The organism is Pseudomonas sp. C2B4, from assembly GCF_013359695.1.
Lineage (GTDB): Bacteria > Pseudomonadota > Gammaproteobacteria > Pseudomonadales > Pseudomonadaceae > Aquipseudomonas.
Genome location: NZ_JABFMU010000072.1, coordinates 18,614 through 30,795, shown reverse-complemented (window position 1 = coordinate 30,795; position 12,182 = coordinate 18,614). Strand labels below are relative to the sequence as shown.

General features: G+C 60.8%; 14 protein-coding genes. 6 read left to right on the top strand and 8 right to left on the bottom strand.

Annotated elements, in window-relative coordinates:
• Positions 1 to 171 precede the first annotated feature (171 nt).
• A complete protein-coding gene (gene ppnN / locus HNQ83_RS27995) occupies positions 172 to 1,545 on the bottom strand; it encodes a nucleotide 5'-monophosphate nucleosidase PpnN (protein ID WP_175392085.1) in 1,374 nt (457 codons plus the stop codon).
• A gap of 234 nt (positions 1,546 to 1,779) precedes the next feature.
• Here ppnN and HNQ83_RS27990 point away from each other — a divergent pair, with 234 nt between their 5' ends.
• Positions 1,780 to 2,307: a DUF3087 domain-containing protein gene (locus HNQ83_RS27990; RefSeq protein WP_175392084.1), complete on the top strand. Its 528-nt coding sequence runs from the start codon at positions 1,780 to 1,782 to the stop codon at positions 2,305 to 2,307.
• A gap of 40 nt (positions 2,308 to 2,347) precedes the next feature.
• A complete protein-coding gene (locus HNQ83_RS27985; protein WP_175392083.1) occupies positions 2,348 to 3,901 on the top strand; it encodes a sensor domain-containing diguanylate cyclase in 1,554 nt (517 codons plus the stop codon).
• Positions 3,902 to 3,911: 10 nt separating this feature from the next.
• Here HNQ83_RS27985 and HNQ83_RS27980 read toward each other — a convergent pair whose 3' ends face one another.
• Complete coding sequence (locus HNQ83_RS27980) at positions 3,912 to 4,829, bottom strand: LysR family transcriptional regulator (protein WP_175392082.1); 918 nt, start codon at positions 4,827 to 4,829, stop codon at positions 3,912 to 3,914.
• A 128-nt stretch (positions 4,830 to 4,957) separates the two neighbouring features.
• Complete coding sequence (locus HNQ83_RS27975) at positions 4,958 to 5,314, bottom strand: DUF2784 domain-containing protein (RefSeq protein ID WP_175392081.1); 357 nt, start codon at positions 5,312 to 5,314, stop codon at positions 4,958 to 4,960.
• 165 nt (positions 5,315 to 5,479) lie between these two features.
• Between HNQ83_RS27975 and HNQ83_RS27970 the strand changes: the two genes are divergently transcribed.
• The 3 genes from HNQ83_RS27970 (at position 5,480) to HNQ83_RS27960 (ending at position 6,712) form a co-directional block, all read left to right on the top strand.
• Positions 5,480 to 6,178: an AzlC family ABC transporter permease gene (locus tag HNQ83_RS27970; protein ID WP_175392080.1), complete on the top strand. Its 699-nt coding sequence runs from the start codon at positions 5,480 to 5,482 to the stop codon at positions 6,176 to 6,178.
• The gene (locus tag HNQ83_RS27965) at positions 6,178 to 6,489 is read left to right on the top strand and encodes an AzlD domain-containing protein (RefSeq protein ID WP_162130447.1); all 312 of its coding nucleotides are present in this window, start codon (positions 6,178 to 6,180) and stop codon (positions 6,487 to 6,489) included. Before HNQ83_RS27970 ends, HNQ83_RS27965 begins: the two co-directional genes overlap by 1 nt.
• Positions 6,490 to 6,556: 67 nt before the next feature.
• Positions 6,557 to 6,712, top strand: coding sequence for a hypothetical protein (locus HNQ83_RS27960; protein ID WP_175392079.1), 156 nt, complete (start codon positions 6,557 to 6,559; stop codon positions 6,710 to 6,712).
• Positions 6,713 to 6,910: 198 nt separating this feature from the next.
• Here HNQ83_RS27960 and HNQ83_RS27955 read toward each other — a convergent pair whose 3' ends face one another.
• From HNQ83_RS27955 to HNQ83_RS27935, 5 genes are all read right to left on the bottom strand, one after another.
• Complete coding sequence (locus HNQ83_RS27955) at positions 6,911 to 7,183, bottom strand: hypothetical protein (RefSeq protein WP_175392078.1); 273 nt, start codon at positions 7,181 to 7,183, stop codon at positions 6,911 to 6,913.
• A 261-nt stretch (positions 7,184 to 7,444) separates the two neighbouring features.
• Positions 7,445 to 8,125, bottom strand: coding sequence for an SOS response-associated peptidase (locus HNQ83_RS27950; protein ID WP_175392077.1), 681 nt, complete (start codon positions 8,123 to 8,125; stop codon positions 7,445 to 7,447).
• Positions 8,126 to 8,180: 55 nt separating this feature from the next.
• Positions 8,181 to 8,894 (bottom strand): ABC transporter ATP-binding protein, encoded by a 714-nt coding sequence (locus tag HNQ83_RS27945; RefSeq protein ID WP_175392076.1) that lies wholly within the window; start codon positions 8,892 to 8,894, stop codon positions 8,181 to 8,183.
• On the bottom strand, positions 8,891 to 9,727 hold the full coding sequence (locus HNQ83_RS27940; RefSeq protein WP_175392075.1) for an ABC transporter permease: 837 nt from the start codon (positions 9,725 to 9,727) through the stop codon (positions 8,891 to 8,893). Before HNQ83_RS27940 ends, HNQ83_RS27945 begins: the two co-directional genes overlap by 4 nt.
• 92 nt (positions 9,728 to 9,819) lie before the next feature.
• Positions 9,820 to 10,806: an aliphatic sulfonate ABC transporter substrate-binding protein gene (locus tag HNQ83_RS27935; RefSeq protein WP_175392074.1), complete on the bottom strand. Its 987-nt coding sequence runs from the start codon at positions 10,804 to 10,806 to the stop codon at positions 9,820 to 9,822.
• A 310-nt stretch (positions 10,807 to 11,116) separates the two neighbouring features.
• On the opposite strand from HNQ83_RS27935, the gene HNQ83_RS27930 reads away from it, so the two are divergent.
• Positions 11,117 to 12,064, top strand: coding sequence for an ABC transporter substrate-binding protein (locus tag HNQ83_RS27930; RefSeq protein ID WP_175392073.1), 948 nt, complete (start codon positions 11,117 to 11,119; stop codon positions 12,062 to 12,064).
• Positions 12,065 to 12,182 lie beyond the last annotated feature (118 nt).

Here is a 12,182-nt window from a genome sequence, read left to right as displayed (position 1 = left end):
CGCGAAGACGTCAGCACATTCAGCAGTAGTGGTGACTGGCCCGACGCTTTCGCGAGCAGGCTCGCTCCCACAGGAATCCAGGTCCGCTCCCCAAGCTGTTTCGTTGCACTTGAAAGCAGCGAGCCGAAGCAATTTGCTTCGGCTCGCCATGTTTCAGCTCACATTATTTTGTCATGCCACCACTTGATAACACGGCACATACGCCGCGCCACCCGGCAATTTCATCCGGTGCTGGGCGACGAAAGCCTTGAGCAGTTGATCCAGCGGCTGCATGACCGCCGCATCGCCACGGATCTGGTAAGGGCCGTGTTTTTCGATCAGGCGGATGCCCTTGTCCTTGACGTTGCCGGCGACGATGCCGGAGAACGCGCGGCGCAGGTTGGCGGCCAGTTCGTGGGCTGGCAGGTCGCGGCTGAGTTTCAGGTTGGCCATGTTTTCGTGGGTCGGGTCGAACGGGCGCTGGAAGCCCTCGTCGATTTTCAGCAGCCAGTTGAAGTGGAACGCGTCGTTGCGCTCGCGGCGGAATTGTTTCACCGCCTTGAGGCCGGCGGTCATCTGCCGGGCAACTTCCGCCGGATTGTCGATGATGATCTGGTAATGCTTCTTGGCTTCTTCACCCAAGGTCGCGCCGACGAAGGCGTCGAGTTGCTCCAGATACGGCGCTGCGTGTTTCGGGCCGGTGAGGATGACCGGGAAGGGCAGGCCTTCGTTGCCCGGGTGCATCAGGATGCCGAGCAGGTACAGGAACTCTTCCGCCGTGCCGGCGCCGCCCGGGAAAATGATGATGCCGTGTCCGACGCGGACGAAGGCTTCCAGGCGTTTTTCGATGTCCGGCAGAATCACCAGTTCGTTGACGATCGGGTTCGGCGCCTCGGCGGCGATGATCCCCGGTTCGGTCAGGCCCAGGTAACGGCCACCGTGAATGCGTTGTTTGGCGTGGGCGATGGTGGCGCCTTTCATCGGGCCTTTCATCACGCCGGGGCCGCAGCCGGTGCAGATGTCGAGGCTGCGCAGGCCCAATTCGTGGCCGACTTTCTTGGTGTATTTGTATTCTTCGGTGTTGATCGAGTGGCCACCCCAGCACACGACGATCTTCGGCTCGACGCCGGGACGCAGGGTGCGGGCGTTGCGCAGCAGGTGGAAGACGTAATCGCTGATGCCCTGGGAGGTGCTCAGGTCGATGCGTTGGCTGTCGAGTTCGTTTTCGGTGTAGACGATGTCGCGCAGGGCGCTGAAGAGCATTTCACGGGTGCTGGCGATCATTTCGCCGTCGACGAAAGCGTCGGCCGGGGCGTTCAGCAGTTCCAGGCGTACGCCACGGTCTTGTTGGTGAATGCGGATTTCGAAGTCCTTGTAGGCTTCGAGGATGGTCTTGGCGTTATCGACGTGGGCGCCGGTGTTGAGGATGGCCAGGGCGCATTGGCGGAAGATGTCGTAGGTGCTGCCGGATCCGGCTTCGCTCAGTTGCTGGACTTCCCGTTGGGAGAGTGTTTCCAGGCTGCCTTTCGGGCTGACCGAAGCGTTGATTACTTGTCGTTGGGTCATTCAATGATCCTTAAAACGATGTCATTCCCACAGAAACAACGAATGGCATCCGAATAGTGTGTATCCATGAAAGAAGATGGCACGAACTGCGCGGTCTCGCCATGTCCCCCGTTTGACGATGGAAAGATGAAAAGGAGCCCCAGCATAGCTAAATCCCCCGCAGAGGCGATAATGGCCCGCGCTTTTTGTGCGTTGCGAGACTTTTTATCATTGAAGCCAAGGAAACCCGACGTAATGTTCGAAATCCAGCCGATGAACGCCGAAACCTATCGGCAACAGACACGGCGCAGCACGCTGATCATCGCACTGATTTTCCTGGCGCTGGCGATGGCGCTGTCCACCACGGCGGTGGCATTGTTCGGCGATCCGGGCGGGGACAATCTGCGCTTCAACATCGGCGGCGTGTTTGCCGCCGTGCTGGTGATGGCGACGCTGATGCGCAAGGTGTTCTGGACGCAGGAGTGGATGGCGCCGGCGGTCTACAGCTGGCAGCTCAAGCGCAGCCTGATGAGCGTCACCAACGTCATGCATCACGTCACGGCGGCGGTTGATGCCGGTGATCCAACCGCCATGAAGCTGCTACGGTTCTATCATCTGGGCTTGAACCAAATGCACCAGCTGGACGGTAACTCCAGCGATCATGGGCAATTGATCCGGGAAATGGACCAGCACAAGGCGCGGATGGAAGCGCTGGGTATCGACACTGAACAGACGCGGCTGGACCCGGTCTGGATAGAGAACGTGAAGCAGGCATCGCGGTAATCCGCTGGCGCCTGTCAACAGGATTCAAGGAGCGAACGTCATGGGGCACCCGTCAATCTACGACCGCATCGAAAAAAACCGGCCCGGCGTCGCCAGGGTCAAGGTTCGTTCGGCGGTGACGCTGCTGGTTGCGGTGTGCCTGTCGATGGCGCTGATTGTCAGCTGGGAGGTCTGGAGTTCGCGCCAGTACCATCTGCATGACAAGGAAGTGGCGATGTCCAACCTGGCGCAGACCCTGGCCTCCCAGGCGCAGGCGTCGATCAAGCAGGCCGATACGCTGCTGTTCGGCCTGGTGGATCGTCTGGAAAACGACGGTATTGAAGGGGATCGGCTGCATCGCTTGCAGCGTTTGCTCAGCGCCCAGCGCGGTGAGTTGAGCCAGATCCATGGCCTGTTCGTGTATGACGAAACCGGGCGGTGGATCGCCAACTCCAATGGCGCCGAGGTCGGTGTCGCCAATAATTCCGACCGCGAATATTTCATCTACCACCGCGATCATCCCGACCGCGGGCCGCACATCGGTCCGTCGATCAAGAGCCGTTCCAGCGGCGAATGGATCATGACCGTGTCGCGGCGGATCAATCACCCCGATGGCCGTTTTGCCGGCGTGGCGCTGGCGACCATTTACCTCACGCACTTCCTGCAGCTCTACGACAGCATCGACATGGGCCGCAACGGCGTGATCAACCTGATCGCCGACGATGCCAGCATTGTCGTGCGCCGGCCTTTCAACGAGGCGGACATTGGCACCAGCCTGGCCAGGAGCCCGCTGTTCACCCAATTGTTGCCCCACGCCAGCGCGGGTACGGCGACCATCATGTCGATCATCGATGGGGTCGAGCGGGTGGTGGGCTATCGCCGGGTCGAGGGCTATCCATTGATTGTCTTCGCCGCGCTGAACAAGGACGAAGTGCTGGCCGGCTGGCGCAAGGAGTCGATGCTGAGCGCGGCGATCGTGGCGTTGTTGCTCGGCTTCCTCGGCGTGCTCGGTTTTCGCCTGATCAAGTTGATGCAGCAGCAGAACCGCATCCAGCTCGAATTGCTCGGTTCCCAGGAAAAGCTCCTGGAGCTGAATCGCAACCTGGAGTTGCTGGCCCTGGAAGACGCGCTCACCGGGCTGGCCAACCGGCGCCAGTTCGATCTGTTCATCCAGGCGGAAACGGGCCGCGCCCGGCGCAACCTGAGCGGCCTCGCACTGCTGATGATCGATGTCGATCATTTCAAGGCGTTCAACGATCACTACGGCCACCTGGCCGGTGACCAGTGTTTGCGCGATATCGCGGCCATCATCACCGATCACATCAAGCGCCCTGGCGATCTGGCCGCGCGTTTTGGTGGCGAGGAGTTTGCGGTGGTGTTGCCGGGTACCGACTATGTCGGGGCGTTTCTGGTGGCGGAGAAAATTCGTCACGCGGTGCAGGCGGCGGGCTTGCAGCACAGCGAAAGTCCGGAAGGCGCGGTCACGGTCAGTGTCGGCGTGTGCGGCTACGATCCGGCTTCGCAAACCGACACCGAGGATTTGATCGGTGCCGCCGACAAGGCGTTGTACGTGGCCAAGGCCAGCGGGCGCAACATGAGCGTGATCGCCAATTGAGTCCCGGCCTTCAGGCAAACAGGTCGATGCCTTGCACCAGCCGGGTGGCGAGGTAGGACTGCTTGAGTTGTTCCAGCCACCAGTTCAGGGCGCGGCCATCCTGATCGCCACGCCAACCGGCGTACAGAACGTTGGGTTCGCGCGGGTCGGCCATCTGTTTTTCAATCAGCCTGCCGTTTTGCAACAGCGAACCGACGCGATGCCTGGGCAGCCAGCCCACACCCAGGCCGTCGCACTGGGCGAGGATTTTCGCGCGCATGGTGGGCACTGCCATGACCGGTTGCCCGCCAGAGACGCCGTAAGTCCGGCCCTCGGTTGTCCTGGCCGAGTCTGCCACCACAATCGCCCGATGCTGCGTCACGGTCGCCCGGGATATTGGCTCCTTGGCTTTGGCCAGCGCATGTTTTGGCGACACTGCAAATACCCATTCCATTTCCCCCAACTGCATCCAGCGCAAGGACGGGATCGCCGGCGGTTCGTTGGTGGCGCCGATGACCAGGTCGGCGCGGCCTTCACGCAGGGCCTCCCAGACACCTTTGAGCACTTCCTGGGTGATCCGCAGCGGCACCCCGGAACCCAGGGCATCGAACGCCTGGATCACCGGGATCAGGTTTTCGAACTCCAGCAATTCGTCGGTGACGATCCACAACCGGCTCTCCCAGCCATTGGCCACTTGCTGCACCCGCTGGGTCAGGCGCGAAACGTCTTCCATCAGCCGTGACGCCTCGTTGACCAGCAACTCACCGGCCGGTGTCAGCTGCAAGCGATAGCGACGGCGGTCGAACAGCAAGGCATCAAAGCGCTCCTCCAGCTGTCGCGCAGCGTAGGACACCGTGGACGGCGCCTTGCCGAGCCGGGCCGCGGCCCGTGACAGGCTGCCGGTTTCACGGATGGACTCCAGCAACGCCAGATCTTCGATCGACAGCATGTGTTCAATCCCTCTGTAGGAGCGAGCCTTGCTCGCGATGGTCGTGAACGATCACGCGTGCAACCTGAAGGGGCGCATTGTCTGGAAGCCCATCGCGAGCAGGCTCGCTCCTACAGGGGGACAACCTTTTAAATTGCCCTGAGCACTCGAAGATAGACCACCAGGTTGACCACTAGCACGAAACCGGCCAGCCAAAGCTGAATAGCCGGGGTCAGGCCGACCGGATAAATCAGCGGCCATACATAATGTTCAATGAATCCGTCGCCGTAGCCGCTTTGTCCGGCAGCGTGGCGCATCCTGTTTTCCCATTGGGTCAACGGGCAGGGCAGGTGGAACAGTTCCACCGCCACGCCCCAGGCAGCGGCCGGGAGGTGCCACATCATCAAGCGGCGCCACTTCAGCACCAGCAGGCCGCCAAGTACCACGAACAGAATGAACGACAGGTGAAGCAGCACCAGTCCATCGGCGGCGATTCGATAGAGCATGTCGACTCTCGCAGGCGTCGGGCGAATGGCTTCATGGTACTCGCGCGGGTGGGCCCAGGCGAAACAAGCGAGCGGCCGATCAATGGCAATGTGCGCAAGATTGTTCAAGCCATTGGCCGCGACTGATGGCACAGTCTGGGGTCTTTCCCCTGGTTGTAGAGCGTTATGTCCAACTCACACTTGCCACGCACGGCGTTCCTGCGTGGCGCCGCGGCGATCATGCCGCTGTCCCTGGCGACCGCGCCCTGGGGCTTGCTGGCCGGTTCCATGGCCATCGAAGCCAACCTCACGCCCCTGCAAGGTCAGGGCTTGTCGAGCATGGTGTTCGCCGGTGCCGCGCAACTGGTGGCCATCGGCATGCTCAAGGGCGGGGCCGGGATCTTTTCGATCCTGCTGACCACCTTGTTGCTGACCTCCCAGCATTTGCTCTATGGGATGAGCATGCGTTCGGTGATTTCGCCCTTGCCGGGACGTTGGCGGATAGGCCTGGGTTTTCTGCTCACCGATGAGCTGTTCGCCCTGACCAGCCAGCACGACAAGCAACAATTCGATCGCTGGTACGCGCTGGGCGTGGGCCTGACGTTCTATATCGCCTGGAACCTCTTCACCCTGGCCGGGATCGTGCTGGGCAGCAGCATTCCGGGCCTGGAGCACCTGGGGCTGGACTTCTCCATCGCCGCCACCTTCATCGCCCTGATCACCCCGGTGGTGCGCAATGTGCCGACGGTGGTCTGCGTCGCGGTGTCGCTGTTCTGCTCGGTGTTGTTCAGCTACTGGCAATGGGGCTCGGCGCTGGTGCTGTCGGGGTTGGCGGGGATGACCGCCGGTTTTATCTGCAACAAATTCCAGGGAGCACGCACATGATGGTCTGGGCGGTGATTATCGGCATGGGCGTGTTGGTGTTCCTCAACCGCTATGTGTTTCTGGAGCCCCGGTTGCCGGTGCGCCTGAGCAGCAATGCCCGGCAGTTCCTCGGATTCGCTGTGCCGGGCATGTTGACCGCGATCTGTGGACCGATTGTGTTCATGCCCGAAAAGCAGCTGAACCTGCAATGGGACAACCCGTACCTGATCAGCTCGCTGGTGGCCGTCGGCCTGGTGCTGTACACCCGCAACACGTTGCTCAGCATGTTGTTGAGCATGGGTTTTTTCTTTTTGCTGCGTTGGTGGCTGTAGGTCGGGGCGGGGGAAATTGTTCTACGCTTAAGGTGGATGAACGATCCCTTCAGGAAGAGAGGTGAACATGGCAACTGACCCAAAACGTCCGGATCCCGAAGAAGTAGAGGATGAACCCTCGGAAGAAGAGATTGAGCAGCAGGAGCATGAGGAGAAGACGTGGAAGCATGACCGCAGCAGAGAGCTGTCGGAGCGTGATATCGAAATCCCGTTGAAACCCTGAACCGGGCACACACTGAATGTGGGAGCTAGCCTTTGTGGTGAGGGGATTTATCCCCGCTCGGCTGCGAAGCAGTCGTAAAACCAAAGAGTGCGGTGTACCTGATGCACCGTGGTTTTCGATTTCGGGGCTGCTTCGCAGCCCAACGGGGATAAATCCCCTCGCCACAAGGGCTCGCTCCCACAAGTGCTCAGTAGGCTTTCATATGTCGTCCAGCGACAGAAAATCGGGATGAGTGGCCCGATAGCCCAGCGTCCTGTCGATCCAGGCATTCAACTCGTTGACCATCACCGGCGGCCTGCCTGGATAGCCTTCAAGTGTCGAGCACAGAAGGTTGTCGATATTGGGGACTGATCCTAGATTTCGGGTCTGTATGTATTGCCCGATAAAAGAGTCGAGTTGGTAGTGTTCATTCTTTGTGAGATAGACACACGCCAGACCCACGACTTGATTATTTGTAAAATCGTCGCGCAATTTGATTCTCTGCAAGGCTTGTTGTTTTCGGGATTTCCTTGGTTGCTGACTCTTTGGTCAACTGGCTGTGGCACTGGAAATGCGGCGCGAATGCTAGCGGGACTCATTGGAAATGTATGCATGGCCGAAGGATTGTCGGACAAGCGGTTCATTCACAAAATTCATGTACTTTCATAAGTGTTAATTCATTGAAACAGTAGTTGTAACAGTGGCTGACATTGCCTTGTTACTTATGTCAGCGGTCCTGTCGAAACTGACAGTTCAATTGATCTCTTCAATCAATTCGGCTCCCTGGTTTCTGGCATTGTTAAGCGCCTTATCGACCCTGAACCACTCGAATACCTCACTGTCTTCCCCCTGCAAAAGTACCATTTGCTCGGCCCGCTCCTTGGGCGTGGCCGGGTCCAGCCATTCCCGCGCCAGTTTCGCCGACAACACCACCGGGCGCCGGTCATGAATGTCCACCATGCCGCCCGCGCTGTCGGCGGTGATGATCACGAAACCGTCATCGTCCCGGGGCATGGCGCTGCCAATGGCAAATTGTCCGATTGCCGCGCAGTAAGCCGGGGCCCGGTCGCGGCGACGGATCAGCCAGGGTTGCCGTGTGCCATCGCCGGCATCGGTCCATTCAAACCAGTTGTCGATCGGGCAGATCGCCCGGTGTGGCCAGATCGCCCGGAAGAACGGACCGTGGGCGACTTTTTCGACCCGCGCATTGATCGGTGCCGCGCGATCTGTCGCCCAATGCGGGCGCCAGCTCCAGCGCTGCAGATCGGCATGCAGGCCGTCGTCCTCCAGATGCAGCAGCGCCAGTTGCGTGGTGGGCGCGGCGTTGTAGTGGGCCAGTGGCTGATCGCCGACGTGGTTGATCAACGCGTCGGGAATGCTCAGCACTGCCACGAAATCGTGGATGCCCCGGTATTGCGACAGGCGTCCGCACATGGCTGAATCCTCCTGTTGGTGCTTTCAGCATAGTCGTTTCAATGCCAGGACCGCCTCAGATCACATGCGCTCGCTGCAACTCGGTCAACGACAAGGCCTTGAGCCGCGCCAACAGCGGGTCGCGGCGATCCCGCGGGTGCGTCAGCGGCACCGGCAGTTCCTGGCGAATGCTGCTGGGGCGGTTGTCCATCACCAGCACCCGGTCGCTGAGGTACAGCGCCTCATCGACATCGTGGGTGACCAGCAACAGGGCGATGGCATGACGCTCAGCCAGTTGCAGCAGCAGGTCTTGCAGTTTCATGCGGGTGAAGGCGTCCACCGCGCTGAACGGTTCATCTAGCAGCAACACCTGCGGCCGCGAATAGAGGCCGCGAGCGATGGCGACGCGCTGCGCCATGCCGCCGGACAGGGCCTTGGGCAAGGCCTGGGCAAAACCGCCAAGACCGACTTCCTCGATCAACTGCGCCACCCAGGCCTTGTCGTAGTGGTTGTCGGCGCTGAAACCGATGTTTTGCTCCACCGTCAGCCAGGGCATCAGGCGCGGTTCCTGGAAGACGAACGCCACTTCACCGGCGCGGCTGTGCACGGTGCCCTGGTAGTCCTTTTCCAACCCGGCGACGATCCGCAACAAGGTGCTTTTGCCGCAACCGCTGGGGCCGAGCAGGCTGACGGTTTCCCGGGGCTGCAACTGCAAGTGGATGTTGTTGAGCACCGTCGTCGCGGCAAAGGTTTTGCGCTCGACGTGAATATCCAGCAAGTGTTCGGTCATGGCTCAATCCCCTGGCCGTTGAACGTGTCGCGCCAGGCCAGGAAACGTTTCTCCAGGCTGGCGAGCAGGCCGTCACTGAGTTTGCCCAGCAGCGCCAGGACGATGATGGCCGCCAGCACGATGTCCGGGCGCGAGGTTTCGCGACCGTCGCTGAGCAGATAACCCAGGCCCTTGGTCGCCGCGATCAGTTCGGCGGCGACCAGAAACATCCACGCCAGGCTCATGCCGCTGCGCAACCCGGTGAACAGGCCGGGCAGGGCGGCCGGCAACAGGATCCGTCGCACCAGGCGAGGGCGGCTGAAGCCGTACATTTGCCCGACCTCCACCAGTTTGCGGTCGATGTTGCGGATCGCCGCGACGCCATTGAGGTACACCGGAAAGAACGCGCCGATGGCGATCAGGACGATTTTCGAGGTCTCGTCGATGCCCAGCCATAACAGGAGCAGGGGCACCCAGGCCAGGCTCGGAATCGAACGCAAGCCGGCGAACGTGGGCTCCAGCCAGGCTTCGGCCTCGCGGCTCAAACCGACCCAGGCAGCAAACAGCAGGGCCAGGCTGGCGCCGATGGCGAATCCCAGCAGCACTCGCAGCAGGCTGGCGCTGATGTGTTTCCACAAGGCGCCTTCGGCAAGGTCCCTGAGGGTCAGGGCGATTTCGCTGGGGGCCGGCATCTGATAGGACGGCAGCCAGCCGATGCGCACGACCCATTCCAGTACCAGCAGAATCAGCACCGGCAGCGCCAGGCCCTTGAGGCGCAGGCGCCAGGCGTTGTTCAGGCGATGCGGTGCAGGCAATGCCAGGTGCGAGGGGAGGGTTTTGCTTTTGCTGGTCATGGGTTTCTCCAGTCACGACGCAGGCGAAGATCAAAAGATCGCAGCCTGCGGCAGCGCCTACAGGAAGACGGCCGAGGCTGCGATCTTTTGCTTTATTGGCGGGCGACGGTTTCCTTGAACCCGGTATCAATCAGTTGATCGATCACCTGATCGACGTTCACGCCCCGTTTGACCAACTCTTCTGAAACCAGAATCGGCGCGGCGCCCTTGGAGGCGATCACATCCTTGGCGGTCAGTTGCGGATTGCTCAGGTCGGTGCGCGACAGCTGCAGCCTGGCCACTTCCAGCGGCAGGCCCGATTCGGTGGCGAGCAGTTTCGCCAGCTCGTCTGGATTTTTTACCGCCCACTCCCGGGCCTGTTCGTAGGCCTTCAGGACGGTGTCGATAGTCTGCGGGTGTTCCTTGGCAAAGGTGTCGGTGACGCTGACCACGCCATAGCTGTTGAAATCGGTATTGCGGTACAGCAGGCGCGAACCGGCCTGGACCTGGCTGGCGGCCATGTGCGGATCGAGGCCGGCCCAGGCGTCGACGTCACCCTTTTCCAGGGCGGTGCGGCCGTCCGGATGTTGCAGGTGCACCAGTTCCACATCGTCTTTGTTCAGGCCGGCCTGTTGCAGGCTGCGCAGGGTGAACAGGTACGGGTCAGTGCCCTTGGTGGCTGCGATTTTCTTGCCCTTGAGATCAGCCACTGTTTTGAGCGGCGAATCCTTGCGCACCACCAGCGCGGTCCATTCGGCGCGGCTGTAGACGTAGACCGATTTGATCGGGCTGCCATTGGCGCGGCTGAGTACGGCCGCGAGGCTGGCGGAGGAGGCGAAGTCGACGCCGCCGCTGTTGAGGTATTCCAGCGAACGGTTACTGCCCTGGCTCAATACCCAGCCGACCTTGGTCTGTGGCAGGGCTTTTTCCAGGAAGCCGAAGTGCTTGAGCACCAGGCTGACCGGCGAATAGTAGGCGTAATCCAGATGCACTTCGGCCGGTGGCGTTTCGGCGGCCTGGGCCACGGGTTGCAGGCTCAACGCCAGGGCACAGGCGCCCAGCAGGGACCTGAGAAAAGGCAAACGCAAGGTGGGTTTCATAGCGACGGCTCCGGGCAAGGCGGTGAGGTTCTTATGTTGAAAAAAATAATGTGAATGGCTGCTTTCTACGCAGATGGCTGCATTTGAAAAAGACAGAGCAGGCTCTGTGCCATGTCCTCGAATTCAAGGTTTTCGGGGCTTTGCCGGGTGTTGTCGGGCAGATGGATGTACCTCAGAAAACAGTCTGTTGGCGCGCTGTTGCTGGGCCAACACTGTGCGTGGCAGGTCATTAGCTTATGCATAAATAGAATTTAAAAAGCGGCTTGTAAGAGCGTTATGGTCTATCGAAATCACCCCCAAGGAGCCCCCGATGAACCTGTCCCGATTCGTGCGCGGTCTGTTGACCAGCGCCCTGTTTGCCGCACCTCTGGCGCATGCCGCTGAGCCGGTCGTCCTGCACGTCGGCGACCAGAACTACTACAACATTCGCGCATCGGTCGAAGCGTCGGGCGTGCTGAAGGACGCGCCTTACACCGTCGACTGGAAACACTTCCAGGCCGCCGCGCCGCTGGCCGAAGCACTGAATACCGGCGCGCTGGACCTGGGTTTTCTCGGTGATTCGGGCTTTCTGTTCCTCGCCGCCAAGCAGGCGCCGGTCAAGCTGATCGGCGTCTCACGGCAGAACCCGGACACCATCGCCTTGCTGGTGCCCAAGGACTCGCCGGTGAAAACCATCGCGGACCTCAAGGGCAAGAAAGTCGCTTACTGGCCCGGCGCCTGGAGCCAGCAACTGACCTTGCGCGCCCTGGAAAAAGCCGACCTGCCGGAAGACTACGTCGACTTCATCAAGCTGATGCCGATCGATGCCGCTGCCGCGTTGCCCCAGGGCAGCATCGACGCCTTCCCGGTCTGGGAACCGTACATTTCCCAGCAGATCCTGTTCTCCGGCGCGCGGCCGATTCTCACCGCCAAGAACCTGATGCCCGGCCTGAGCGCCATTGCGGCGTCGACCCCTTCGATCGACAACAAGCGCGAAGCCATCGCTGACTTCCTCGGGCGCCTGAAAAAGGCCCGGGCCTGGGTCGACACTCACACTGATGAATACGCCGATTTGTGGGCGAAGAAGGCCAACCTCGATCAGAACGTCTCCCGGCACTGGTTGCGCCAGGCCCACATGACCGTCGGCCCGGTGGATACGCAAGCGGCCAAGGATCTGCAGAGCACCGCGGACTTCCTGTTCAAGGTCAAGGCGCTGCCGACTGAACTGGCGACTGCACCGATCATCGACAGCTCTTTCCAGCAGGCCCTGGCGAACTAACCACGCCCCACTGTAGGAGCGAGCCTGCTCGCGATGGTCGTCAACGATAACGCTGGATACCTGACACCCAGCGGTGTTCTCTCATTCATCGCGAGCAGGCTCGCTCCTACAGGTAAGA

Bases quoted from the DNA above. Each gene is read 5' to 3' on its own strand.
- ppnN (WP_175392085.1), bottom strand. From the start codon at position 1,545: ATGACCCAACGACAAGTAATCAACGCTTCGGTCAGCCCGAAAGGCAGC.
- HNQ83_RS27990 (WP_175392084.1), top strand. From the start codon at position 1,780: ATGTTCGAAATCCAGCCGATGAACGCCGAAACCTATCGGCAACAGACA.
- HNQ83_RS27985 (WP_175392083.1), top strand. From the start codon at position 2,348: ATGGGGCACCCGTCAATCTACGACCGCATCGAAAAAAACCGGCCCGGC.
- HNQ83_RS27980 (WP_175392082.1), bottom strand. From the start codon at position 4,829: ATGCTGTCGATCGAAGATCTGGCGTTGCTGGAGTCCATCCGTGAAACC.
- HNQ83_RS27975 (WP_175392081.1), bottom strand. From the start codon at position 5,314: ATGCTCTATCGAATCGCCGCCGATGGACTGGTGCTGCTTCACCTGTCG.
- HNQ83_RS27970 (WP_175392080.1), top strand. From the start codon at position 5,480: ATGTCCAACTCACACTTGCCACGCACGGCGTTCCTGCGTGGCGCCGCG.
- HNQ83_RS27965 (WP_162130447.1), top strand. From the start codon at position 6,178: ATGGTCTGGGCGGTGATTATCGGCATGGGCGTGTTGGTGTTCCTCAAC.
- HNQ83_RS27960 (WP_175392079.1), top strand. From the start codon at position 6,557: ATGGCAACTGACCCAAAACGTCCGGATCCCGAAGAAGTAGAGGATGAA.
- HNQ83_RS27950 (WP_175392077.1), bottom strand. From the start codon at position 8,125: ATGTGCGGACGCCTGTCGCAATACCGGGGCATCCACGATTTCGTGGCA.
- HNQ83_RS27945 (WP_175392076.1), bottom strand. From the start codon at position 8,894: ATGACCGAACACTTGCTGGATATTCACGTCGAGCGCAAAACCTTTGCC.
- HNQ83_RS27940 (WP_175392075.1), bottom strand. From the start codon at position 9,727: ATGACCAGCAAAAGCAAAACCCTCCCCTCGCACCTGGCATTGCCTGCA.
- HNQ83_RS27935 (WP_175392074.1), bottom strand. From the start codon at position 10,806: ATGAAACCCACCTTGCGTTTGCCTTTTCTCAGGTCCCTGCTGGGCGCC.
- HNQ83_RS27930 (WP_175392073.1), top strand. From the start codon at position 11,117: ATGAACCTGTCCCGATTCGTGCGCGGTCTGTTGACCAGCGCCCTGTTT.